At 70.0% G+C, this 22,425-nt stretch carries 23 protein-coding genes; 13 read left to right on the top strand and 10 right to left on the bottom strand.

What is annotated here, in order from left to right; genetic code table 11:
- The first annotated feature begins 105 nt into the window (after positions 1–105).
- Positions 106–1,137, top strand: a complete 1,032-nt coding sequence (locus AB0G35_RS33155; protein WP_360957213.1) for an NAD-dependent epimerase/dehydratase family protein — start codon at positions 106–108, stop codon at positions 1,135–1,137.
- Between the two features lie 25 nt (positions 1,138–1,162).
- On the opposite strand, the gene AB0G35_RS33150 is transcribed toward AB0G35_RS33155, so the two are convergent.
- Together AB0G35_RS33150 and ctaD are read right to left on the bottom strand one after the other, a co-directional pair.
- Positions 1,163–1,552 carry a cytochrome c oxidase subunit 4 gene (locus tag AB0G35_RS33150; protein ID WP_360957210.1) on the bottom strand — a complete coding sequence of 130 codons (390 nt, stop codon included), beginning with the start codon at positions 1,550–1,552 and terminating at the stop codon, positions 1,163–1,165.
- A complete protein-coding gene (gene ctaD, locus AB0G35_RS33145; RefSeq protein ID WP_360957208.1) occupies positions 1,549–3,267 on the bottom strand; it encodes a cytochrome c oxidase subunit I in 1,719 nt (572 codons plus the stop codon). The genes AB0G35_RS33150 and ctaD overlap by 4 nt, the downstream gene beginning before the upstream one ends.
- A 272-nt stretch (positions 3,268–3,539) precedes the next feature.
- Between ctaD and AB0G35_RS33140 the strand changes: the two genes are divergently transcribed.
- Positions 3,540–4,271: a 2OG-Fe(II) oxygenase gene (locus AB0G35_RS33140; protein ID WP_360957205.1), complete on the top strand. Its 732-nt coding sequence runs from the start codon at positions 3,540–3,542 to the stop codon at positions 4,269–4,271.
- The gene (locus AB0G35_RS33135) at positions 4,268–4,432 is read left to right on the top strand and encodes a hypothetical protein (RefSeq protein WP_360957202.1); all 165 of its coding nucleotides are present in this window, start codon (positions 4,268–4,270) and stop codon (positions 4,430–4,432) included. The genes AB0G35_RS33140 and AB0G35_RS33135 overlap by 4 nt, the downstream gene beginning before the upstream one ends.
- A 173-nt stretch (positions 4,433–4,605) precedes the next feature.
- On the opposite strand, the gene AB0G35_RS33130 is transcribed toward AB0G35_RS33135, so the two are convergent.
- The gene (locus AB0G35_RS33130) at positions 4,606–5,382 is read right to left on the bottom strand and encodes a serine hydrolase (protein WP_360957199.1); all 777 of its coding nucleotides are present in this window, start codon (positions 5,380–5,382) and stop codon (positions 4,606–4,608) included.
- 364 nt (positions 5,383–5,746) lie between these two features.
- Between AB0G35_RS33130 and AB0G35_RS33125 the strand changes: the two genes are divergently transcribed.
- Positions 5,747–6,673: a hypothetical protein gene (locus AB0G35_RS33125; protein WP_360957196.1), complete on the top strand. Its 927-nt coding sequence runs from the start codon at positions 5,747–5,749 to the stop codon at positions 6,671–6,673.
- A gap of 170 nt (positions 6,674–6,843) precedes the next feature.
- A complete protein-coding gene (locus AB0G35_RS33120; protein ID WP_360957216.1) occupies positions 6,844–7,584 on the top strand; it encodes a class I SAM-dependent methyltransferase in 741 nt (246 codons plus the stop codon).
- Positions 7,585–7,618: 34 nt separating this feature from the next.
- Here the strand turns inward: AB0G35_RS33120 and AB0G35_RS33115 are convergent, their stop codons facing one another.
- Positions 7,619–8,059, bottom strand: a complete 441-nt coding sequence (locus AB0G35_RS33115) for an SRPBCC family protein (RefSeq protein WP_360957194.1) — start codon at positions 8,057–8,059, stop codon at positions 7,619–7,621.
- A gap of 446 nt (positions 8,060–8,505) precedes the next feature.
- On the opposite strand from AB0G35_RS33115, the gene AB0G35_RS33110 reads away from it, so the two are divergent.
- Entirely contained in the window at positions 8,506–10,125 is a 1,620-nt protein-coding gene (locus tag AB0G35_RS33110; protein WP_360957191.1) for a M4 family metallopeptidase, read from the top strand.
- A gap of 390 nt (positions 10,126–10,515) precedes the next feature.
- The gene (locus tag AB0G35_RS33105) at positions 10,516–11,280 is read left to right on the top strand and encodes a Clp protease N-terminal domain-containing protein (protein WP_360957188.1); all 765 of its coding nucleotides are present in this window, start codon (positions 10,516–10,518) and stop codon (positions 11,278–11,280) included.
- Positions 11,281–11,434: 154 nt separating this feature from the next.
- Here AB0G35_RS33105 and AB0G35_RS33100 read toward each other — a convergent pair whose 3' ends face one another.
- Positions 11,435–13,075, bottom strand: a complete 1,641-nt coding sequence (locus AB0G35_RS33100) for an APC family permease (protein ID WP_360957185.1) — start codon at positions 13,073–13,075, stop codon at positions 11,435–11,437.
- Between the two features lie 787 nt (positions 13,076–13,862).
- On the opposite strand from AB0G35_RS33100, the gene gntA reads away from it, so the two are divergent.
- Complete coding sequence (gntA, locus tag AB0G35_RS33095) at positions 13,863–14,591, top strand: guanitoxin biosynthesis heme-dependent pre-guanitoxin N-hydroxylase GntA (protein ID WP_360957182.1); 729 nt, start codon at positions 13,863–13,865, stop codon at positions 14,589–14,591.
- A gap of 60 nt (positions 14,592–14,651) precedes the next feature.
- Here gntA and AB0G35_RS33090 read toward each other — a convergent pair whose 3' ends face one another.
- Positions 14,652–15,560, bottom strand: a complete 909-nt coding sequence (locus tag AB0G35_RS33090; RefSeq protein ID WP_360957179.1) for a peptidase — start codon at positions 15,558–15,560, stop codon at positions 14,652–14,654.
- Between the two features lie 209 nt (positions 15,561–15,769).
- On the opposite strand from AB0G35_RS33090, the gene AB0G35_RS33085 reads away from it, so the two are divergent.
- On the top strand, positions 15,770–16,462 hold the full coding sequence (locus AB0G35_RS33085; RefSeq protein WP_360957176.1) for an RraA family protein: 693 nt from the start codon (positions 15,770–15,772) through the stop codon (positions 16,460–16,462).
- Positions 16,463–16,533: 71 nt separating this feature from the next.
- Positions 16,534–17,097, top strand: coding sequence for a DinB family protein (locus tag AB0G35_RS33080; protein ID WP_360957174.1), 564 nt, complete (start codon positions 16,534–16,536; stop codon positions 17,095–17,097).
- Between the two features lie 105 nt (positions 17,098–17,202).
- Here AB0G35_RS33080 and AB0G35_RS33075 read toward each other — a convergent pair whose 3' ends face one another.
- Positions 17,203–18,066, bottom strand: a complete 864-nt coding sequence (locus AB0G35_RS33075; RefSeq protein WP_360957171.1) for a calcium-binding protein — start codon at positions 18,064–18,066, stop codon at positions 17,203–17,205.
- A gap of 177 nt (positions 18,067–18,243) precedes the next feature.
- Between AB0G35_RS33075 and AB0G35_RS33070 the strand changes: the two genes are divergently transcribed.
- Together AB0G35_RS33070 and AB0G35_RS33065 are read left to right on the top strand one after the other, a co-directional pair.
- Positions 18,244–18,642, top strand: a complete 399-nt coding sequence (locus tag AB0G35_RS33070) for a DUF3662 domain-containing protein (protein ID WP_360957168.1) — start codon at positions 18,244–18,246, stop codon at positions 18,640–18,642.
- A gap of 548 nt (positions 18,643–19,190) precedes the next feature.
- Entirely contained in the window at positions 19,191–19,691 is a 501-nt protein-coding gene (locus AB0G35_RS33065) for an RICIN domain-containing protein (protein WP_360957165.1), read from the top strand.
- Positions 19,692–19,790: 99 nt separating this feature from the next.
- Here the strand turns inward: AB0G35_RS33065 and AB0G35_RS33060 are convergent, their stop codons facing one another.
- From AB0G35_RS33060 to AB0G35_RS33050, 3 genes are all read right to left on the bottom strand, one after another.
- Positions 19,791–20,024, bottom strand: a complete 234-nt coding sequence (locus AB0G35_RS33060) for a hypothetical protein (protein ID WP_360957162.1) — start codon at positions 20,022–20,024, stop codon at positions 19,791–19,793.
- A 241-nt stretch (positions 20,025–20,265) separates the two neighbouring features.
- Entirely contained in the window at positions 20,266–20,802 is a 537-nt protein-coding gene (locus tag AB0G35_RS33055; protein WP_360957159.1) for a hypothetical protein, read from the bottom strand.
- 102 nt (positions 20,803–20,904) lie between these two features.
- The gene (locus tag AB0G35_RS33050) at positions 20,905–21,618 is read right to left on the bottom strand and encodes a 1,4-alpha-glucan branching protein (protein WP_360957156.1); all 714 of its coding nucleotides are present in this window, start codon (positions 21,616–21,618) and stop codon (positions 20,905–20,907) included.
- Between the two features lie 247 nt (positions 21,619–21,865).
- Between AB0G35_RS33050 and AB0G35_RS33045 the strand changes: the two genes are divergently transcribed.
- Complete coding sequence (locus tag AB0G35_RS33045) at positions 21,866–22,366, top strand: hypothetical protein (RefSeq protein WP_360957154.1); 501 nt, start codon at positions 21,866–21,868, stop codon at positions 22,364–22,366.
- The last annotated feature ends 59 nt before the right edge of the window (positions 22,367–22,425 follow it).

Genomic DNA, 22,425 nt, shown 5'->3' with positions numbered 1-22,425 from the left:
CACGACTCGATCTGCTCAACCGTCAGCGACTTCTCACACAGTCACACCAACGAGCCCCACCCCACACAGTCACACCACATGCGGTTGCAGTACTAGGAGGAACCCATGACTGCCGACTCCCCCCGGGACGCGGCGGGGCTGCGCGTCGTGGTCGTCGGTGCCACCGGCAACGTGGGCACGAGCGTCGTACGGGCGCTCAGCGCCGAGCCCGCGGTCGCGTCGGTGCTGGGGCTGGCGCGGCGGGTGCCGCGGTGGTCCTGCCCCGGGACGGCATGGGCCACCGCGGACGTCACCGACGACGACCTGACCGGGCACTTCGCCGGCGCCGATGCGGTCATTCACCTCGCCTGGCTGTTCCAGCCCACCCGTGACCCGGTCACCACCTGGCGGAACAACGTGCTGGGCGGCATCCGGGTGTTCCAGGCGGTGGCTTCGGCCGGGGTCAACACGCTGGTGTACGCCTCGTCGGTCGGCGCCTATTCGCCCGGCCCCAAGGATCGGCAGGTCGACGAGTCGTGGCCCACGCACGGCTGGCCGGATGCCGCCTACTGCCGCGAGAAGGCCTATCTGGAGCGCTACCTCGACGGCTTCGCCTGCGCGCATCCGCGGATCCGCGTGGTGCGGCTGCGGCCGGGCTTCATCTTCCAGCGGGCCGCGGCCTGTGCGCAGAGCAGACTGTTCGCCGGATTCACGCCGCCGCGCGCCCTGGCGTCCAAGCGGCTCTTCCCCGTCGTCCCCGACCTGCCGGGTCTGCGGTTCCAGGTGCTGCACGCCGACGATGCCGCCGACGCCTACCGGCTGGCCGTCCTGCGTCCGGTCGCCGGGGCCTTCAACCTGGCCGCCGGGCCGGTGGTCGACGCCGCGCTGCTCGGCGACCTCCTGGGAGCCCGGGTCGTACGGGTGCCGGCCGGGCCGCCGCGTGCGCTGTTGTCGGGCGCCTGGCATCTGCGCCTGCTGCCGGCCTCCCCGCACCTCTTCGACGCCGTGCTGCGGCTGCCCCTGATGGACACCGCCCGGGCCGGGCGGGAACTGGGCTGGGCGCCCCGGTACGGCTCCCAGGAGGCCCTCGAAGACTTCCTGCGCGGCCTACGGGACCGTGCCGGCCTGCCCACCGCGCCGCTGCGGCCTCCCCGGTAGGCCGAGGAGCGCCCGGCGGGCCCGTTCAGTCATCGCGGCGGGCGAATTCGAAGACCATTCCGAAGACCGCGGCCACGGTGACGCCGAAGCCGATGAGGAGCAGCCACGCCGCGTAGACCAGGCCCAGTCCGAGCAGTGCCACGCCCAGTGCGACCACGATCGGGTAGCCGCTGTGCGGCGGGAAGAAGTCCAGCGGACCGCTGCGCTCGTGGATCTCCGATTCCGGCCGGTCCTCCGGGCGTTCGCCCTTGCGGCGGTAGTTCACGGCGCAGAAGAACGAGATGACGACCGCCATGAAGCAGGACACCGTGAGCGCGGCAATGCCGGCCGGTTCCCGGGCGAACCAGATGTACACCGCGTCGGTGAGCAGGAAGAAAAGGGCCACGCCCGCGAAGAGATACGCCTCGGCTTTCATTTCTGCTGGTCTCCCAGGGTGTCCGGGGTCGGTTCGGACGTTCCGCGTCGCTCCTGGGGGAGTTCGGCGTACTGGGGATGGTGCAGGTCGAAGGCGGGCGAGTCGGAGCGGATCCGGGGAAGCGCCACGAAGTTGTGGCGGGGCGGCGGACACGAGGTGGCCCATTCCAGCGACCGCCCGAATCCCCAGGGGTCGTCGACCTCCATCTTGGGGGCGTATTTCGCGGTTTTCCAGACGTTGTAGAGGAACGGCAGGGTCGACAGGCCCAGCAGGAAGGCACCGATCGAGGAAATGGTGTTCAGCAGGGTGAAGCCGTCGGCGGCGAGGTAGTCGGCGTAGCGGCGCGGCATGCCCATCTCACCGAGCCAGTGGTGGACGAGGAAGGTGGCCTGGAAGCCGACGAACAGCGTCCAGAAGTGAATCTTGCCCAGTCGCTCGTCGAGCATCCGGCCGGTCCACTTCGGCCACCAGAAATAGAAGCCGCCGAACATCGCGAAGACGATCGTGCCGAACAGCACGTAGTGCAGATGCGCGACGATGAAGTACGTGTCGGTGACCTGGAAATCCAGGGGTGGTGAGGCGATCAGTACGCCGCTGAGGCCCCCGAGGAGAAAGGTGACCATGAATCCGACGGCCCAGAGCATCGGGGTCTCGAACGACAGGCTGCCCCGCCACATCGTTCCGATCCAGTTGAAGAACTTCACCCCGGTCGGTGCCGCGATCAGGAAGGACATCAGGGAGAAGAACGGCAGCAGCACCGCGCCCGTGGCGAACATGTGGTGCGCCCACACCGTGGCGGACAGCATGGTGATGGCGATGGTCGCGCCGACCATACCGACGTATCCGAAGACCGGTTTGCGGCTGAAGACGGGCACGATCTCGGTCACCACGCCGAAGAACGGCAGCGCGACGATATAGACCTCGGGGTGGCCGAAGAACCAGAAAAGGTGCTGCCACAACAGCGCCCCGCCATTGGCCGCGTCATAGACGTGCGCACCGAGCCTCCGGTCGGCGAGCAGTGCGAGGAGTGCGGCGGTGAGCACGGGAAAGGCGAGCAGCGCCAGGATGGAGGTGAAGAGGATGTTCCAGGTGAAGATCGGCATCCGGAACATCGTCATTCCGGGGGCGCGCAGCGTGATGATGGTGGCGACGAAATTGACCGAGCCGAGGGTGGTGCTGAGACCGGCGACGACCAGGCCCGCCGCCCACAGATTGCCGCCGGCGCCCGGCGAGAACACCTCGCTGTTCAACGGCGCGTAGGCGAACCAGCCGAAGGGAGCCGATCCGCCCGGCACGACGAAACCCGACACCACCATCAGCCCGCCGAAGAGGAAGAGCCAGTACGTCAGGGCGTTGAGCCGGGGAAAGGCGACGTCGGGTGCGCCGATCTGCAGGGGCATGACGGCATTGGCGAACCCGGCGAACGTCGGGGTCGCGAAGAGCAGCATCATGACCGTGCCGTGAATGGTGAACAGCTGGTTGTACTGCTGATTGCTGACGATCTGCATGCCCGGTCTGGCGAGCTCCGCGCGCATCAGCATCGCCAGAATGCCGGCGAACAGGAAGAAGCCGAAGGACGTGACGAGATACATGTTGCCGATCACCTTGTGATCGGTGGTCGTCACGTACTTCCGGATGGTGTTGCCTGCCTTGACGCGCGGATTCCGGGAGGCGTCCTGCGGCTCTCGCCGCCGGTCCTGGTCCAGCTGCGACATCGCCCCTCCGAAGACACTGGCGGCCGGCGGCGGGTTCCGTCCCATCACCGCGCCTCACTGTGTAGCCGCAACCGTTGGCCGCCAAACCTCCTGTCGACCATCCAGACCCGCACCTCACGGCCCGCCGCACGTCATCGTGTGCCTCCCGCCGTCACGTCCGAATACCGCCGGTCCCGGTGCGTCCCGCGTCGCAGACTTCTCGTGGAGGAGGAATCCATGACGACACCTCTCCACGACGATGCATCCACGACACGCGACGAAGGACCGCCGCCATGACCGACGCCCGCCGACCGGACGGCAGCCTCACCGCACGGGTCGACGCCACCGACTGGACCACCCTCACCGACGAGGTCAACGAGTACGGCAGCGCGCTGACCGGGCCGCTGCTCACACCCGGCCGGTGCCGCGAGATCGCCGCCCTGTACGACGACGCCGAACGCTTCCGCTCGACCGTCGACATGGCCCGCCACCGCTTCGGCTCCGGCCGGTACCGCTACTTCACCCACGACCTGCCGGACACCGTCCGCGAGCTGCGCGAGGCGTTCTACCCGCACCTGCTGCCGATCGCCCGCGACTGGGCCGCCAAGCTCGGGCGGGAGGCCCCGTGGCCGGACGACCTGGGGCGGTGGCTCGCCGCCTGCCACCGGGCCGGGCAGTCCAAGTCCGCCCAGATCCTGCTGCGTTACGGCGCGGGCGACTGGAACGCGCTGCATCGCGACGTCTTCGGCGAGATGGTGTTCCCGCTGCAGGTCGTCATCGGTCTCGACGCCCCCGGTGCCGATTTCACCGGTGGCGAGTTCCTGATGACCGAACAGCGGCCCCGCGCCCAGTCCCGGGGGTCGTCCACCACGCTCCCCCAGGGCCATGCGCTGGTCTTCACCACCCGCGACCGGCCGGTGGCCTCCCGGCGCGGCTGGTCCGTCGGGCCCATGCGGCACGGGGTGAGCACCGTCCGCTCCGGGGTGCGACGGACGCTCGGCCTCGTCTTCCACGATGCGGCATGAACGGTCCCACCGCCGGTCCCGCGCCGGGTACGCGGGAGCAACTCGCCGGTGCCGACACCGTCCACGGGCTGCGCGGCGCAGCGCGGGACGGCGGCACCTGGGACCTCCGCCGGGGCTGGACCACCCACTACGCACCCGCACCAGTGGCCGCCCAGCGGTGACCCGCTCCTTTCCGCCCCGCTCAGGGACGGCCTCGCCCCGCCCGACCGGCTCCACCAGACGCACCCGGGCCGCCGCCCCCATGCAGCAACTGCGCGAGCTGACCGACGGGTTGGTCTCCGGCAGTGAGTCCAGCGCGAGCTCCGGAACGCGCGGGGTCCTGTCGTCACGGCGCTCAGTCCGCTGCCCGTGGCGGCGAACCGGTGGCCCGGACCGTCACCAGGTCATGGCGCCGCTCCCACAAGCGGGCGGAGACACGGGCGAGCATCCGGGCGGCGGGGTCGCCGAAGGCCTCCCCCGAGGCCAGGGGGCCGGCGTAGCAGATCGCGACCGCGTAGGGGGCCGCATCGGGCGGGCGGACGATCCCGGCGCTGTGCCGCACCCCCCGCACCCAGCCGTTCTTGAACGCGACCCACGTCCCGTCCGGCAGACCGGCGGCCAGGTCCTCCCGGTGGACGTTCCCGGCGAGCAGCTCCAGCTGCTCGGACGGCAACCAGCACAGCAGCCGCACGAGGTCCGCGGCGGTCACCAGATTCGTCACGCCCGCCGCACGGGCCCCGGCGTCCTCGATGCCGCGCCGGGTCACGCTGTGCCGGGCGCCGGCCAGCCGCCACACCTCCGCCACCGCCTCGACACCCACCTGGGCCAGGCAGATGTTCGTCGCCAGGTCCGACGAGTGCTGCACCATGCGCTCCGCCAGCCACCGCAACGGCACCCGCCGTCCCAGCATCCGCCAGGTCCCGGCGTCGACCTCCCTGTCAGGCGGGAGCCGGTACGCGGGTCCGGGTACGGCCGAGGTGAAGCAGTTCTCCACCAGCACGGGCGCGTCCAGGTCGAGGCCGCTGCGACACAGGGCCGCGAGCACGGCGATCTTCATGGTGCTCGCCGCGTAATACCTCTGATCGGGCCCCCGGCTGACACAGGGCTCCGCGCCCAACCGGGCCGCATACACCGATATCACCCCTGCGCCCTACCCACGCGGCCCCTGGAGCACGCTCCGCACTCGCCGGGGTGTTCGCGCCTGTGCCGCCTGCGCGGTGCCCGCGCGGTGCCCGCGCGCCAGGTGAGGGCCCCGTCCGTTCGACGCCCCGGCGAGGGCGCTACCGTCCTCGGCCATGAGCGGAACACCCCTCTGGAGCAGACCGCGAAGGCCCTCCAGCTCGCCGTCGAGTACGGCCCGCGGCCCCGTTCGACGCCGGTGGCGCGCAGCGGGCGGGCCGCCGACTCAAGGCCATGGCACTGCAGTTGCCGGCGGAATTCCGGACGTGAGACCGGCCCTCGGAACCGCGGCGCCCGCCTCCACGTGATCACGAAGTATGGCCCGGAAGACTGAAGCGGGGCGCCTCGTCGCCCACCTCGCAGCCGTTGCGTTCGTCGGCTGTGTGCTGACCGCCGTCCAGTTCCAGGCGGTGCTGGTTGCGCTCTTCGCCGACAGCACCGCGGCGCTCGTGGCCGTCCTGGTCCTCGGGACGGCCCTCGGCATCGCGTCGCTCGCCGCCCTCGCCACGTCCGTCCGCGGGTTCGTGCCGCTCGCCCGCCGGGCGCGCGGACGGTGGGCCTGGGCGGCGGGCGTGTATGCGTGCGGCACGGTGGGGGCAGTGGCGGCCGTCGCGGCGAACCTGCACGACGACGGCTTGTACGTCACCGGTCTCCTGTATCCCTGGGGCGGCGTCTGTCACGCACTGGGCGCCGCCTTCTTCCTCCCGGGCGCGCGGACCCGGCTGGTCACACTCGCCGCCGCGGTCCTGCTCGCGGCCGGCGGCTCGTACCTCACCTGGGAGGCGGCCCAGCCGCCCACGCTCGCCGAGTGGCTCACCGCCAACGACGTGGACCGCGCCCTGCTGCGGGTCGGTGAAACGCCTTCCGGATACGCGCTGGAAGACGCCGGAGCGAGCGAGAGCGGCTTCGGCGCGACCTACACGCGGCCCGGCGCCCCGGAACTGCACCTCTCCGTGGAGCGGATCGGGCATGACACCCGGCGCACCGATGCGCGCGGCTGCCCCGTCCCGTTCGGCGAACCGATCCATTGCGCGGACGACGGCGGCGGCCGCCAACTGGTCGCGTACGACGGCGATGACAAGCGGAGGGAACTGCGGTTGCGCCGCGACGGCCTGGTCCACACGGTGACCGTCCAGGGCGACGGCCGCGCCGGGCTGTCCGCGGCCCGGCACCTGCTGACGACGCTCAGGCCGGCGACCGACGCCGAGCTCACGCCCCTCCTCGACCGGCCGATGCGCCGCTGAACGGCCCCTGCGGCCGCGCCCGTTGGCGTGCCGGCGCCCGACCGCGGGTAACGGTGACATGGGTGGGCCCCGGCGGGTGGACCGTCGGGGTCCGGGCCCGGGCCGCCGAAAACGAGGAGCGGGAGGGGACGGCTCCGCAGTACGGTCGCGCGGTGGACGACAAGGACGAGGTGTACGAGGCGGACGGGTATTTCGGGGAGCGGGTCGCCGCGAGGTACGACGAGTCGTCGGGGGACATGTTCGCCCCGGACGTCGTAGCCGAAACGGTCGACGTACTGGCAGATCTGGCCGGTGCCGGCCGCGCCCTTGAACTGGGCATCGGCACGGGGCGCATCGCCCTGCCGCTGGCGCACCGCGGGGTTCCGGTGCACGGTATCGACATGTCACGGGCGATGGTCGCGCGGCTGCGGGCCAAGCCGGGCGCTGACGCGATCGGCGTGACGGTCGGCGACTTCGCGACGACGCGCGTGCCGGGGACGTTCTCCCTCGCGTATCTCGTGTTCAACACGATCATGAATCTGACGACACAGGCGGCACAGGTGGCGTGCTTCCGCAACGTCGCCGCCCACCTCGAAGCGGGAGGCTGTTTCGTCATCGAGGTCGGGGTTCCGGAGCTGCGCAAGCTACCGCCCGGCCAGAACGTCGTGCCCTTCCATACGAGCCCGACCAGTTGGGCCTTCGATGTGTACGACGTCGCCACCCAGGCCATGAGCTCGAACTACGTCGACGTCGTCGACGGCCGCGGGGAGTACCGGTCGATCCCCTTCCGCTACGTCTGGCCCTCGGAGCTCGATCTGATGGCTCAGCTGGCGGGGCTGCGGCTGCGTGAGCGGTGGGACGGGTGGGGGAAGGGCCCCTTCACGAGCGAGAGCCACCGGCACGTCTCCGTCTGGGAGAAGCCCGCCGACTGACCGCGCGGCTCCTGCCTCTCCCGGTGCCCCGGGCTCATCCCTGGTCGGCGCCTTCCGCCACTCTGGCCAGGTTGCCGAGCATGCGGCGGTGGCGCAGCTGGAGCAGCATGTCGACGCCCGCATTGTGCAGCCGTCCGCTCGGGCCGGTCAGCGGGTGCTCGTCGGCGATGACGACGGTGTGCTCGCCCCATGGGCGCAGTTCCAGGGCGATGCGTGCGGTGCCCAGCCGTCCGCTGTCGATCTCCAGCTCAAGCCGCCGGGGTGGTTCGCTGCACCGGACGATGGTCTGGCCGTCGAGCTCCCACGGCCCCACCCGGAACGTGTACTCCAGCGCGGCGCCGAGCCGCGGCCACCGGTCGTCCTTGGGGTGCGAATGGACCGTCCCCACCACCCAGTCCTGGTAGCGGGAGCCGTCCGCGAGTACGGCCCATACCGCCTCGGGCCCTGCCTTGATCAGTTGGTGCCGTAGTGCCATGGGCACGCACCGCCCAGTGCCTCGCCTCGTCCCTTGGCGTTCAGCCTATGGGGCCGCGCTGTGGTTGGCAGGTGCAGGAATGCTCCTCGGACGGCAAAGGGTCCCGGACGGCACACGAGGGGTGAGCGCGCCGCTGCGCTCTGCTCCTGCCGGACGCGGCGGGTGTGCGTCATGTGGGACGTGGTGGGTGTGAGCAGGAGGGGGCGGGTCAACGGGTTCCGGGGGCACGGCCGGCCATCCACAAGACACGCACGGCAGGACAAAACCTGTCAGGAAACCTTCTCCTTTCGTAAATTCGCAGTTTCTTGCTTGTTGAACATCTGTCAATCGATCTCAACTCGTGGCAATCTTCGGTCGATTCACTCCTCCACCGGGCACCCCACCCCTCAGCTGCCCGGCCCCACCTCTTGGGCCGCGACCCCGCGGTCCTCACAAGGGAGACCGAGTTGAGACGGACTTCGTCCACCCCCCGCAAGTACACCCTGCGCGCTGCCGCCCTGGTCGCCTCCGCCGCGATGGTCGCGGTCGGCGTCCAGGCCGGATCGGCCAGTGCGCAGGCGGACCGCGCGACCGGCGCGTCGGCGGTCCAACTCTCCGCAGCGCAGCGGGCGTCCGCGCTGCAGGACGCGCAGAGCGGTGCGTCCACGGTCGCCGCCAAGATCGGCCTTGGCGCGAAGGAGAAGCTCGTCGTCCGGGACGTCATCAAGGACGCGAACGGCACGGTGCACACCCGCTACGACCGCACCTACGCCGGCCTGCCCGTGCTGGGCGGTGACCTGGTGGTGCACCAGGCCGAGAACGGCGCCCGCAGCGTCACCAAGGCGACCAAGGCCCGGATATCCGTGGCCAGTACGACCGCCGCCCTCGCTCCCTCCGCCGCGAAGAAGAGCGCCCTCAGCGCTGCCGCGGCGAAGAAGGACACCAAGACCGGCACCTCCGGCACGCCGCGCAAGGTGATCTGGGCCGCATCGGGCAAGCCGGTCCTGGCGTACGAGACCGTCGTCACCGGCACCCAGAAGGACGGCACCCCCAGCCGGCTACACGTCATCACGGACGCGGCCACCGGCGAGAAGCTGTTCGAGAACGAGGCCATCGAGACCGGCACCGGTACCAGCACCTACAGCGGCACGGTCCCGCTGACCACCACGAAGAGCAGCACCACCTACCAGCTCACCGATGGTGCCCGCGGCGGCCACAAGACGTACGACCTCAACCAGCGGACGTCCGGCACCGGGACGCTGTTCACCGACGCGGACGACACCTGGGGCGGCGGCCGGCAGACCGCCGGCGTCGACGCCCACTACGGCGCCGCTGTCACCTGGGACTTCTACAAGAACACCTTCGGCCGCAACGGCATCCGCAACGACGGCAAGGGCGCGTACTCCCGCGTCCACTACGGCAACAGCTACGTCAACGCGTTCTGGGACGACGGCTGCTTCTGCATGACGTACGGCGACGGCAGCGGCAACACCCACCCGCTGACCTCCCTCGACGTGGCCGCCCACGAGATGAGCCACGGCGTCACCGCGGCCACCGCCGGCCTCAACTACAGCGGCGAGTCCGGTGGCCTCAACGAGGCGACGTCCGACATCTTCGGCACCTCGGCCGAGTTCTACGCCAAGAACGCCACGGACCAGGGCGACTACCTCATCGGCGAGAAGATCGACATCAACGGCGACGGCACCCCGCTGCGCTACATGGACAAGCCCAGCAAGGACGGCGGGTCGGCGGACTACTGGTCGAGCACGGTCGGCAACAAGGACGTGCACTACTCGTCCGGCGTCGCCAACCACTTCTTCTACCTGCTGTCCGAGGGCAGCGGCGCCAAGACCATCAACGGCGTCAGCTACAACAGCCCGACCGTCGACGGGTCGAAGGTCACCGGCATCGGCCGGGCGAAGGCCGAGAAGATCTGGTACAAGGCCCTCACCACGTACATGACCTCCACCACCAACTACAAGGCCGCGCGCACCGCGACCCTGAAGGCGGCCGGTGACCTGTACGGCACGACCAGCGCCGAGTACAAGGCGGTCGGCGCCGCCTGGGCGGGCGTGAACGTGAAGTAGCCACGAGCCGGCTCACGGCATCGGGCACCGGGCAACAGGGCGTCCCGGCACCGCGCGGACCTCGATGGACATGACGGACATCGAGGTCGGCGCCGGCGCCGGGACGCTTGCGTTGGGGCGTGGGCGCGTCGGCGCCTCGGGACGTGGGCGCGTTGGCGCCTCGGCGCGTTGCGGCGTCGGTACGTGGGAGTGCCCGGGGCGCCGGGGCCCGGGGCGGCGCAGACCGTCAGCGGCCGGCCGCATGGTGCGGATGCCGCCGCGCCGCCCGTTCGTTCCCCGGCGGTATGGCGTGCGAGGCCCGCCCGGGGGCGACCCTTCCTGATTTCACCGGACACGACCTCCGTCAACCACGGGTTGACACCCTCTCCGGTGTCAACCTACGGTTGTCACATGACGAATTCAGTCGGACCCACCCATCCCGTGCGCCTCGACGACCTGATCGAGGCCATCAAGAAGGCCCACACGGACGCCCTCGACCAGCTCACCGACGCGGTGATCGCCGCTGACCACCTCGGCGACATCGCCGATCACCTGATCGGCCACTTCGTGGATCAGGCCCGGAGGTCCGGCGCCAGCTGGACGGACATCGGCAAGAGCATGGGCGTCACCCGCCAGGCCGCTCAGAAGCGGTTCGTGCCGAAGGCGTCGGGTGACTCGGACCTCGATCCGAACCAGGGCTTCAGCCGGTACACCCCGCGGGCGAGGAACGTCGTGGTGGCCTCCCAGAAAGAGGCCCACGCGGCGGGCAACGGTGAGATCGGCACCGTGCACCTCGTCCTCGGGCTGCTCGCCGAACCCGATGGGCTCGCGGGGAAGGCGATCCTCGCGCAGGATGTGTCGCTGGACGCCGTCCGGGAGGCGGCGAAGGCGGCCGTGCCTCCCTCCACCGGACCGGTTCCCGCGCTCATCCCGTTCGACGCCGAGGCGAAGAAGGCCCTCGAACTCACCTTCCGCGAGGCCCTGCGCCTGGGCCACAACTACATCGGCACCGAACACATCCTGCTGGCACTCCTGGAGCACGAGAACGGCTCGGGCGTGCTGACCGACGCCGGCATCAGCAAGGCAGCGACGCAGGAGTACCTGGAGGCCGCCCTGGCGGTGCTCAAGGGGGCGAAGGCAGCACCGGCGGACGGGGAGGCGAAGGCAGACGGATAGCAGAAGCTGCGCTTCGGCATCCCGGCGGTGACGAGGCAGAAACCGACAGAAACCGACAGGGAAGCGGAAGCCCGATGCACAAACCGATGGGTCCGGCCGGAAAACCGGCCGGACCCATCAGCTCGTCCCTATGCAGGTGGCGGGTGGAGTGCGGTCAGTGGCCGCCCCCGTCCACGACCGTGACCTCCTCGATGTTCTGCTCGATCTCCTCGGCCGGGACGGCGGAGGCGCGGGCCCAGTAGTAGATCCCCACGGCGAACGCCGCGACGATGACCATGTCCCACCAGAGCGGGATGTGGCTCTGGCCGCCGAAGCCGCCCTGCCAGGAGATGAGGCCCATGCCGATCAGGTACACCGGAAGCCACCGCGCGGCCTTCCAGTCCAGTCGCGGAGCGTTCGGCAGCCGCTTCTTCGTCGCGTACCAGGCGTAGCCGCCGAGCAGTACGTACCCGATGACGATCGCCCAGCCGAGCCGCTGGAGGGTCTCCCAGCCGGCCCAGTAGATGATCAGGCTCGCGACGACGAAGGCCAGCGGCGAGATCACATTGCCACCGGGCAGGCGGTACGGCCGCTGGTGGTTCGGCAGGCGGTCACGGAACACGCCGAACGCCAGCGGTGCACCGGCGTACATCAGGACGCTCGCCGAGGTGATGAAGGAGACCAGCTCCTGCCAGCTCGGGAAGGGCAGGAAGCAGATCACACCGGTCACGAACGAGATGATCAGGCCGAACCACGGCACACTGCGGCGGTCGGTCTTCTCGAACAGCCGGGGTGCATAGCCGTTCTTGCTCAGGCCGTAGGAGATGCGCGAGGTCGAGGTGGTGTAGATCAGACCGGTGCCACCGGGAGAGATGATCGCGTCCACATACAGCACCCAGGCCAGCCAGCCCAGACCGACCGTGGTGGCGAGACCGGCCCACGGGCCGCTGATGCCGGGGTAGTCCAGCTTGGCCCAGCCGTGCGCGAAGGAGGCCAGCGGCAGTGCGCCGATGTAGACCACCTGGAGCAGGATGTAGATGGCCGCACCGATCGCCACCGACCCGAGCGTGGCGCGCGGCAGGTCGCGCTTGGGGTTGCGGCTCTCCCCCGCGAGCTGGATGGCCTGCTCGAAGCCGAGCAGCGCGAAGATGATGCCGCTGCTGCTGATGGCGCTGAGGACGCCCTTGGCGCCGAAGGGCGCGAAGCCCTGCGCGGTGAAGTTGTGCGGGTGGAAGTTGGTCACCGCGATGACGAAGATCGCCCCGAGGGGTACGGCGATCTTCAACCAGGTCGCGACGCTGTTGGTGCGCGCCAGCACCCGCACGCCCAGGAAGTTCACCGAGACGAAGACCGCCATGAGGATGACGGCGACGATGAAGCCGCTCGTCGTGAGGGTCCCGTTCGCGTTCAGGAATCCTTGGGCCCACTTCCAGTGACCGGCGTAGCCGATCATGGCCTCGACCTCGATCGGGGCCACCGTCGCCGCCTGGAGCCAGGAGAACCAGCCGAAGGACATGCCGGCCAGGCCGCCGAAGGCGTAGTGCGGATAGCGCGCCGTACCACCGGCCACCGGGAAGAGGCCCCCGAGCTCGGCGTGCACCAGCGCCAGGAGGACGATCGCGATCGCGCCGATGACCCAGGAGATCAGCGCGGCCGGACCCGCCACCACTACGGCCTTCTGGGCTCCGTACAACCAACCGGACCCGATGATGGAGCCGACCGAGGCCCACATGAGGCCGATCAGTCCTACGTCCCTGCGGAGTGAACCTGATGAGCGTGGTGCCTTCAGGGGCGTGAGCTCGTCAACGCTTGCCATGGGGGGCCTTTCAAGACAGAACTGGCCGAAAAGTTGCCTCAGACTAGAGAGCATTCAGAGCCCTGCAAAGAGCCGTTGACTGAATAGTTACATTCGGCGGAAATGCATGCCTAATACAGGGATTTACTGTCCGGGCATTTGGCCGCGTAGCGCGCCCAGTTGAGCCTCACAGCCGCCCCTGCATACCGGAGAGCTACCGGCCGATCACCCACACGGGCCGGCAATCCTGGAATTCGAGTTGGCGAAATTTTGAACATTCACGGCGGATAAATTGGCCTGGCGGGTATTGCTTGGGGTCGAGGTTCGGGGTATTTGCGGGCGGACTGGGCGGCGGGTCGACCGGCCCGACGAGGGGTGGCGCGGAGTTGGCGACCTGGTGATCATCATCGGCACGCGATCAGGGCAAGGCGTGCGAAGGAATACCGAACTCCAACCCCCGTACCATTTCGGCAAGTTGAGACACGGCCGGCCCATATCGCCACGGAAATACGACACCGGCTGCGACGCAGACGCCTCCCACGGCCGGACCCGGTCGTCCATCCTGGGATGGATGGGGCCATGAACCACACTTTGTCCGTTTTTGGTATTGCCTGGTGGACACGTACACCTCAGTGTCGATTCGGTCAGCTGTTGATCACGCCCCGGGAGGGCGAAGCACAGCAGCCACCGCGCCCGGGCCTCCCCACAGGCACGTCTCCGACACCCCTGAGCCAGGGGACCCGTCCGGCCCGTCCGCGCCTCCGACACCAGCCGCCCCTATCCAGCCAAGCCAAGGCAAGGTTCCACGATGACCGAACCCGACACCGCCCTGCGCAGCCCCGCAGCCGTACGCAGCGAATTGGACCGCTTCATTCAGACCCGGGAGTTCAGCTGCCTGGGCGCCCGCGCCGCCCTCAAACGCGACACCATTACGCACCGGCACTACCGAAGAATGGGCGAGGAGAGCTCGGCCCAGGAGAATTACCGCGACCTTCTCGCCTACGTGGAGGAGGTGCGGCCACTGCTGTCGGACCAGAGCTTCCGTACGTTCGTCGCGACGTTCGACGAGCCGGGGAACGTGGACGAACCCGCCTATGAGGGGCTGATATGGCGGCATCTCCAGCTCATGCACGACATCGACAGCCGGTCCTTCGGCCTGGACAAGGGCGCCTCGTCCGATCCCGGCACACCGAACTTCGGATTCCATACGGGCGGTCACGCCTTCTTCGTCGTGGGAATGCACCCGGGCGCGTCCAGGGCGAGCCGTCGCTTCTCGACGTCGGCCATCGCTTTCAACTCCCTTGCGCAGTTCATGCTGCTCGGGGAGAAGTTCTCTTCGATGCAGGACGCCATTCGCAGACGTGAGACCAAGAACAACGGTTCCGTCAATCCGAGCTTCACCGTGTATGAATACGAGCAGCCCGCACGGCACTTCTCCGGTCGCTTCACGGAGGAGGACTGGCGGTGCCCCTTCACCTCGCGGCACGCACCGGCGACCGAGGACTTCACCGAAGGACTCCTCCAGCACGGGCGGTGAGGAAGGAGGGGCAGCGAGGCCCGCCCCGCCGTTGCCGTGCGGTGCGGGCCCGCCCAGGGGTCAGCCGTGCTGCGCCTGCTCGTACGCCGCCCTGGCCGTGGCGCCCAGCACCGGACCGTACATATGGGTGCCGCGCTCCGGGCCGTCGCCGTGGCTGTTGACCGAGACCAGCACGCCCTCGCCGGTGGCACGGTCGAAGTCGGCCAGCCAGGGGCCGCCGCTTGCGCCTCCGCCCAGGTCACACGGGACGGCCTGCTCGTTCTCAGGCGCCGGCTTCGCCGTACCGGTGCAGTGCAGGAGCTCCTCACCGCGCTGCGGGCGCGTGGCCGGGTAGCCGAAGGCGACGGTGTTCCCCCCGACCCGGCGGTTGAAGGCGATGCGCTGGCCGCCCACCACGTCGCCCAGCGCACGCCCCTTGGCATCGGCGTCCACGGTCAGCGCCGCAACGTCGTTGACGGCGTCCTCGGCCCAGGTACGGGGAGTGAACGTCGCCCGGACCGCGAAGGCACCGTACGGCTGCTTCCCCTTGCTGTAACCGGGCACGAAGACCATGTCGATGTAGGTGGTGACCGGCGACGCCGGGCGCCGCACGCAGTGCCCGGCGGCCATGACGACGGAGCGGTTGGCGCCGTCGACGGAGGTCGCGGTGCACCAGGAGTCGGCCCCGTCACCGTTGACGAAGAAGAGCCGCCCGACGGTCTTCATGGCCGTGCCTCTCCACGGCAGGGACTTCGGCCCGGTCGGCCCCATGTCCACGGACTTCCCCACGGCCTTCATCCGGGCCGGCGTCCAGTAGGCAAGGGCCTCCCGGCGTTCCTTGGCGGTGTAACCGACCTTGAGGACGGCGGCACTTGGGGCCTTGGTGGTCGTAGCGGCCACGGCCCCCGGGGCGGCGACGAGTGAGAGCGCGGCGCCGCCGAAGGCAGCGAAAGCGGTGAGACGGAGGGGAAGCGTGGACCTGGCGGGCATGGCGATCGACTCCTGAAGGGACGTGACGGGATGCGGAGGGACTCGCGGCAACGGCGGCCGGCCCCACCCTCGATGACGGGCTGACGGGCCGCCAGGTTTCCCCCGAAGCCGGACGAGAAGGGCGGATGCCCCACCCGGTTGCGCGTCGATGCGTAGAGTCACGGGCCATCAGGTCTCGAAGCCGCACGTCAGAGAGCGGGAAACGCACCATGCTGAGTTCCTTCACCGATCTGTCCACGCCGCTGGTGGCCGATGCGTGCCTCCGCTGCCACGTCCCGCTGCGCACGGCTCCGGCCGGCATCGGCCCCGTCGTCCCGGGTCAGCGGGTCGCGGGCCGCGCGTTGCCGGCGCGGCACTACGGCAGCGTGGACGTGTTCCTGGAGGCCTTCGCCCGGGCGGAAGAGGGCGACGTACTGGTCATCGACAACGGCGGACGGACGGACGAAGCGTGTATCGGTGATCTGACGGTCCTGGAGGCCGAAGCGGCGGGCGTGGCGGGGCTGGTGGTGTGGGGCCTGCACCGCGACACCTCCGAGCTGGTGGACATCGGCCCCCCGGTGTTCAGCTACGGCGCCTGTCCGCCCGGCCCGGTGCGGCTCGACGAACGGGAGGCGGCGGCGCTCACCACGGCACGGTTCGGGGAGCACCTGGTCGGCCGCGACGACCTGGTCTTCGGTGATGACGACGGAGTGGTGTTCCTCGCCGCCGAGCACGCCGAGGAAGTCCTCGGCACCGCACACCGGATCCGGCGGACGGAACGCGAACAGGCCCGCACGATCCGCGCCGGCCGGACGCTGCGCCACCAAACGTCCTTCGACGACTACCTGGCCCGCCGCAGCACCGACCCCACCTACACCTTCCGGCAGCATCTCCGACGCATCGGCGGCGCCATCGAGGAGTGAGAGAAGGCGCTGACGGTCGCCGGGTGCCACCGTGCCCCTCGCCCCTCGCCCCGTGTGCGAGGGTATGGCCCATGGTCATGACACCCGACGGACGCACCGTACCGCCACCGCTCGCCGATGAACGCGCCACGCTGGAGGCCTGGTTGGACTTCCACCGCGCCACGCTCCCGCTCAAGTGCGAGGGGCTGGACGACCGTCAGCTGCGGCTGGCGTCAGTGCCACCGTCCTCGATGACGCTGCTGGGCCTGGTGCAGCACATGGCGGAGGTGGAACGCAACTGGTTCCAGCGGGTGTTCGCCGGCCAGGACGTTCCCGCGGCCTTCGCGGACGACCACGGCCATGACCACGGTGGAGCCGACGGTCAGGGAGCGGGCGACGGCTTCGAGCTCGTTCCCGGGCGCGGGATCGACGAGGCGCTGGCGGTCTGGCGGGCGGAGGTCGCCCGGAGCCGCGAGCTGATCGCGGGCCGTTCCCTGGACGACTCCGGGCAGTTGTCGGACCGAGAGGCCGGCCATGTCGGCGGCAAGGGCGTGTCCCTGCGCTGGATCCTGGTGCACATGATCGAGGAGTACGCGCGCCACAACGGCCACGCGGACCTGCTCCGCGAGCGCATCGACGGGGTCACGGGGGCGTGAGCCACCGCGGGGGCCGACACCCGGCCCCCGCGCTGAGCACCGGTGAGTGCGGGCGGGGCGGCCACACCGGCCGCCGCGCCCGCACCCCTGCCTCAGATCGCCGCGTTACTTCACGTCGACGTAGTCGCTCGTGGACGTCGCCACCGATGACGTCGGCGTGCCGGCGAAGACATAGCGCCAGGAGCCGTCGCCCGTCGCCTTCACGGTCGTCCTCAGATTGCCGCGGCTGTCCGACGTAACGGTCTTGACGGTGCTGTAACTGCTGGCGCCCGCCTTGCGGAACTGCAGCTGCACGGACTGCCCACCGTACGCACCGTACGTGTCGTTGTCCCAGTTCGCCCGGGTCAGGGCGCCGGTGACGGTGAGGGGCGCGCCTTTCTTCACCGGCTCGGGACCGGCGTTCGTGGTCAGCTTGGCGGCACGCTTCACCCACCCGGACTTGTAGGTGTCCTTGACGGTGAGGTCACCGTCCTTGCCGACCGCGGCCGCGTAGACGTGCCAGCGGCCGGCGAGCAGGTTGCCGTAGATGTTGCGGTCGGGGTCGGCGACCAGGGTGACCGAGCAGGTGGAGGTGGTGGCGTTGACCTGCTTGCAGGTGCCGTGCTTGGCGCTCGGGGTCATGGCGCCGTCCACACCGGTCTTGGAATCCAGGTCGGTACCGTGCCACAGGAAGGCGTAACCGTCATAGATACCGACCGGGTCGGTGGCGGTGACCGAGACGGTGTACGTCTTCTTCAGGCTGGTGCCGACCACGATGTCCTTGCCGCCGTTGACGGTGACCTTCGTGATCTTGGTGTCTCCCCGCGTCTCGTCCGCCCCTGCCACGGCGGGGGACTGCGCGACGAACGGCGAGAGCTGCGCCTTGGCGGCGCCGGCGCCCGGGGCGTCCGCGGCCTGTGCGGCCGGGATCGCGAGGGCGGATAGGGCCAGGGCGCCGGACAGTGCGGCGGCAGTGGCACGAATGCGCATGTGTTCCTCGAATGGGAAAGGGGCACCGCCGGCGTGGAAGACGGCCGACGGGACCCGGATCGGTCTGGAGTCCGCTGACTCCGACTCACGAGACCTGTGAAGATCGTGAAGGGTTGTACGTTCAGATGGAGTTCCTGTGTCCGCATATGCACACCACTGCCGGGCACGCGCCTTCCCATGGGACTCCTGAAACAGATGGAACACGTGGTGGAAGAGTGCGAGAGCGCACTGATCGCCAAGATCTCCGGGAACGACCCCGTCGAGCTGTGCGACGACCTACGGCGGGAATGCGACGAGCACGCGATCGTCTGCAACGAGCACCGCGTGCTCGTCCCCAATGAGTACACGGTCGAACTCGCACCGGAGGTCCACGCCGAACTGGCCGCGCGCGGCGGGCAGGTGGGACAGCGACTCACCGACGTACTGGCGCAGCACGCCATGAAACGCGACTACGAGTGGGCCGGTCCGCTCGCCGTCCATGTCACCGCCGCGCAGGTGCCGAACGGCCGCTACCGCATCACGAGCACGGCCCGCAGTCACATCCCCGCCGGCACTCTCACCTCACGGACAAGGTGAGTGCTCCGGCAGCTTTACGCCGACACCTGGGCCGATGTCACGCTTTGCCGGGATCCGGCCACGTACGCCGGTGCCCTCGCTCACCATTTCCTGCCGAGGGGCAGGAGGAACGCCGCCTCGCTCACGGCCTGATGACGACGCAACCCTCAGAGCCCCCGTCCCTCCTCCGCGGGTGAGGCAGGGCGCGCCGTGCGCCGCCCTCACCCCGCCGCCCTCTATCCCCTCCCGCCCGGGCCCGCATACTGACGACCGAGTACTGGCCGGAAATTCTCCGCATTCGGCCGAACCGGCCGGCATTCCGTACGCACGGCCTTCGGACAGTCCGAATGCCCGCTTGCCCGGAAACTGCGCCTCTGGGAATGCAAAACCCTTGAACGGGAAACCGCTCCGCCCATTCGACGTCCGGAACGCGACTTCCGGGCGGGCCCCGGCCGACCGTAGGTTCCTTGCCGAGGCACATGCCTTGGGAAAGTGCACAACCAACCTTTTCGCGTGACGCGTACGACGTCTCCGTGCGGCGCACGACGTCACCAGGTCAGGAGGAGCCCGTGGCAAGTCGCAAGGCCATCGCCGCCGTTCTGTCCGCATCCACCCTGCTCAGCATCGGTTTGCTGGCCACCGGCAGCGCGCAGGCGGCGACCGTCCCGACGATCCGGCCGGACGTGCGGTACACGTTCCAGAACGTCGGCAGCGACCGCAACCTCGACGCCTTCGGAAACGACACGCTCAAGTCCTGGTCTCCCGACATCTCCGGAACTCAGGACTTCTTCCTGAAGTCCGGACGGTTCCAGGGCTATCAGCTGGAAAGCGCCCACCACCCCGGCCGGTGCGTCACGGCCAAGGGTATAGGGCAGCAGATTGCGTTGGAGGACTGCAATTCCGGAATTCAGGCCCAGTACTGGGACTACGCGAACAGAGACGAGGGTTCGGCCCTCATCAGCCGTAAGTTCGCCAGGGGTTGCATCGCCGATGCCGGCAACCGCAGCGCGGTGTCCCTCGCACCGTGCACCGGGTCCGACGACCAGCGCTGGATCCCCTTGATCGGCTGAGCACCGGGCCCACGGCACCGGCTCAACCTGGCGGGGCGGCGAGCCCGGCGGTCCTCCCGCCCCGCCAGGCGTTTCCGCTCTACCGTCGCTCGTTGGCGTTCAGCGCCGGGGCGATGACGGCACGAGGTCGACGCCGGTGGGGGTGGGGACGGGCGCGGCGTCCGGGCCCCATTCCAGCGGGCGGGGGAGGTACGCGGTGCGGAGTCCGGCGTAGGCGGCCGCCGCCAGTTCGTCGGGGTGGCAGGCGACCATCAGGAGCCGGCGCGGTTCCACACCGAGCAGTTCGGCGGCCGACAGGTACACCCGCGGGTCGGGCTTGTACGACCGGACCAATGCGGTGCAGCCCGTCCAAGGGCAGCCAGGGCAGTTCGCCGGTCACGACCCTGAGCAGCGCCGGCCGGTACCGGCGGCGCCAGGCGTCGGTGACGGCGCTCCAGTCGGTCTGCAGTCCGGTCGCACCGCGGCCAGCGCCTCCGTCACGCCGGACCGCCAGTCGGTCAACGTCCCGAACACGTCGAACACCGCGGCATCGACGTCCCTGCCCGTCCCCCTGTTCAGCAGGCCTCGCGGCGGGTCAGACCTTGGTGAAGCACAACGTGTAGCTGGCGGTGTGCCGGCCCACGTACTCGATGCCGTAGTCGTACTTCGGTCCGCACTTCTGGGCGGGTCCGTCCAGCCGCTCGCCCAACTTGTACTCGGCATCGGCCGAGCCGCAGTCGACGATCAGCGTCACCGGCTCGCCCTCGGGGTCCTTGACCTTGACGCAGTCGCCGATCTTCGGGTTGTACTTCTTGTCCGCCGCCTCGCGCCGGGCGACCCGCTCGGCTTCCTCCTTGGCCTTACCGCCGTTGGGGTTGGTGTTGTAGTCCCACACGTACCAGGCCCCGCCGCCGAAGACGGCCAGGACGATGACGGCGGTGATGAGCCCCCGCAACGGGCTGCGCTGCGGGGGCCGCTGGGGGCCGTTGGGCGGCTGCGGGTGCCCGTACGGCTGCTGAGGCGGACCGTACGGCTGCTGGACGGGCGGCTGGACCGGCTGCGCATAGCCGTACTGCTGGTGCGGCGGCTGGTTCTGGTACGGCGGCGGTGCGGACATGCTGGGGTCCCCCATGGTGGACTGCTCGACTCCGGCGAAAGATCAACGGAGCGTTGACCGAGGCAGGCTACCTGGCGCGATCCGCGCGGCGAGCAGTAGTCCCCCGGAACTCGGCAGCTACTCGGCAGGGCAGGCCGGCGCGCCGTCATGGACGGTGACGAACGGGCCGCGGGCCGTGGTGCCGTCGGGCTGGTTCCAGACGGTGGTGACGTGCCCGATCCCCGTACTGCCCACGGCAGTTGACGTGCCGTCGTCCTGTGGCCGCAGGACGCGGTGGATGTGGAGGGTGAGGTGCCTGGTGGCGTCCATCGCGACGAGGACATCGGTGCCGTGCGGTCCGTTGATCCATTCCCCGTGCGTGACCACGGCGGAGCCGCCGCTGACGCCCGCCTCTGCGCGGGAGGCGGTGAACGAGGCGGTGACGGACGGGTCGACGGCGTCGCTCACGTTCTGGTCCTGGGGCTCGGCCTTGCCGGTGAGGAGGGCGAAGAGCTGTGCCAGCAGGACCGGGTCGTGGACTCCGTCGTAGATCCACCGGCGCCCCAGCACCCCGTGCTCCATGTTGCCGACGAGCGCGTGCTCACCGCCCTCCAGCGCGCCGCCTCGGTAAGTGAGCGGTACGTGATACGTGACGGGCCGCTCCCCGGACGCATCGGTGACGGCCAGGAATTCGAGGCCCACCTCACCGTCCGGATCGTCCAGCCGGAAGCCACCGGCCTTGGTGAGGAGCGGTGCGCTCCCGGCGCCGAGGTACCAGGGCTGCGTGGGCAACCATGAGGTGAGCAGCTCCAGTTTGCCGGGCCTGAGGGTGGTGTGGTGAACGACGGCCATGTGCCTGGGGTCCTTTCGCGGACTTCCCCGGGATCTCCCCGGTTGCGGCCATCTTGCCAAGACGGGAAACCCACTGTCGGGGGCACCCGAGAGACCGCGTCACTACGATGTGGAGGCGGTGGGTCGTTCGTTCGGGGTGAGGTTGACGGCGACGAGGGGGCTGGGGCGGATGAGCTCGGTGCGGGGGGCCGCTGGTGGTGCGGTCGGTCGGGGCGCGGGGGCCGGGGGTGGCCGGAACGGGGTCCCGGTGCGGGACGTGGTCCGGGAAGTGGCCGGTGAGGTCGCACCGGACGAAAGGCTCCTGGTCGAAGGGCTGTTGCGGATCGGCGACGAGCGGGCCGTGGCACGGCTGAGGGGGCGGGGACGGGCCCGTGAGCCGCTCGGGTTCGGGGTGCAGGAGGTCACGGCACTGGTGACGCCGGTGGTGTGGCTGGCCCTGGACGAGGCGGTGCGGAGAGCGGCGGGCGCGGCAGTCGAGAACGTGGGCCGTCGGTCGAAGGCGTGGCTGCGCAGGGTGGCGCGCAGGCCCGCGGCGGTCCGGGTCGTTCCGCCGCTGACGGCGGAGCAGTTGGAGTCGGTGCGGCAGCGGATCCTTGAGCTCGGGGCGGAGAGCGGGCTGCCGGCGGCGACCGCGACCGCGCTGGCCGAGCGGGTGGTGGCACGGCTGGTGCTGCCACCGGGGCGGCAGGTCGCGCAGGAGGGCGGGGACGGCGGTTCCGGGCAGCCGGGGCCGGAGGCGCAGGCGTAGGGGCGGCCGTCATGGAGGGTGGTGGGCACGGGGTACCGGCGCGCCCTTCGGGCCTGGGC

Source organism: Streptomyces sp. NPDC021749, from assembly GCF_040640655.1.
Classification (GTDB): domain Bacteria; phylum Actinomycetota; class Actinomycetes; order Streptomycetales; family Streptomycetaceae; genus Streptomyces.
The sequence above is the reverse complement of the archived record's forward strand: the minus strand, read 5'-3'. Positions and strand labels throughout refer to the sequence as shown.

Bases quoted from the DNA above. Each gene is read 5' to 3' on its own strand.
- AB0G35_RS33155 (WP_360957213.1), top strand. From the start codon at position 106: ATGACTGCCGACTCCCCCCGGGACGCGGCGGGGCTGCGCGTCGTGGTC.
- AB0G35_RS33150 (WP_360957210.1), bottom strand. From the start codon at position 1,552: ATGAAAGCCGAGGCGTATCTCTTCGCGGGCGTGGCCCTTTTCTTCCTG.
- ctaD (WP_360957208.1), bottom strand. From the start codon at position 3,267: ATGTCGCAGCTGGACCAGGACCGGCGGCGAGAGCCGCAGGACGCCTCC.
- AB0G35_RS33140 (WP_360957205.1), top strand. From the start codon at position 3,540: ATGACCGACGCCCGCCGACCGGACGGCAGCCTCACCGCACGGGTCGAC.
- AB0G35_RS33135 (WP_360957202.1), top strand. From the start codon at position 4,268: ATGAACGGTCCCACCGCCGGTCCCGCGCCGGGTACGCGGGAGCAACTC.
- AB0G35_RS33125 (WP_360957196.1), top strand. From the start codon at position 5,747: ATGGCCCGGAAGACTGAAGCGGGGCGCCTCGTCGCCCACCTCGCAGCC.
- AB0G35_RS33115 (WP_360957194.1), bottom strand. From the start codon at position 8,059: ATGGCACTACGGCACCAACTGATCAAGGCAGGGCCCGAGGCGGTATGG.
- AB0G35_RS33105 (WP_360957188.1), top strand. From the start codon at position 10,516: ATGACGAATTCAGTCGGACCCACCCATCCCGTGCGCCTCGACGACCTG.
- AB0G35_RS33100 (WP_360957185.1), bottom strand. From the start codon at position 13,075: ATGGCAAGCGTTGACGAGCTCACGCCCCTGAAGGCACCACGCTCATCA.
- gntA (WP_360957182.1), top strand. From the start codon at position 13,863: ATGACCGAACCCGACACCGCCCTGCGCAGCCCCGCAGCCGTACGCAGC.
- AB0G35_RS33090 (WP_360957179.1), bottom strand. From the start codon at position 15,560: ATGCCCGCCAGGTCCACGCTTCCCCTCCGTCTCACCGCTTTCGCTGCC.
- AB0G35_RS33085 (WP_360957176.1), top strand. From the start codon at position 15,770: ATGCTGAGTTCCTTCACCGATCTGTCCACGCCGCTGGTGGCCGATGCG.
- AB0G35_RS33080 (WP_360957174.1), top strand. From the start codon at position 16,534: ATGGTCATGACACCCGACGGACGCACCGTACCGCCACCGCTCGCCGAT.
- AB0G35_RS33075 (WP_360957171.1), bottom strand. From the start codon at position 18,066: ATGCGCATTCGTGCCACTGCCGCCGCACTGTCCGGCGCCCTGGCCCTA.
- AB0G35_RS33070 (WP_360957168.1), top strand. From the start codon at position 18,244: ATGGGACTCCTGAAACAGATGGAACACGTGGTGGAAGAGTGCGAGAGC.
- AB0G35_RS33055 (WP_360957159.1), bottom strand. From the start codon at position 20,802: ATGGGGGACCCCAGCATGTCCGCACCGCCGCCGTACCAGAACCAGCCG.
- AB0G35_RS33050 (WP_360957156.1), bottom strand. From the start codon at position 21,618: ATGGCCGTCGTTCACCACACCACCCTCAGGCCCGGCAAACTGGAGCTG.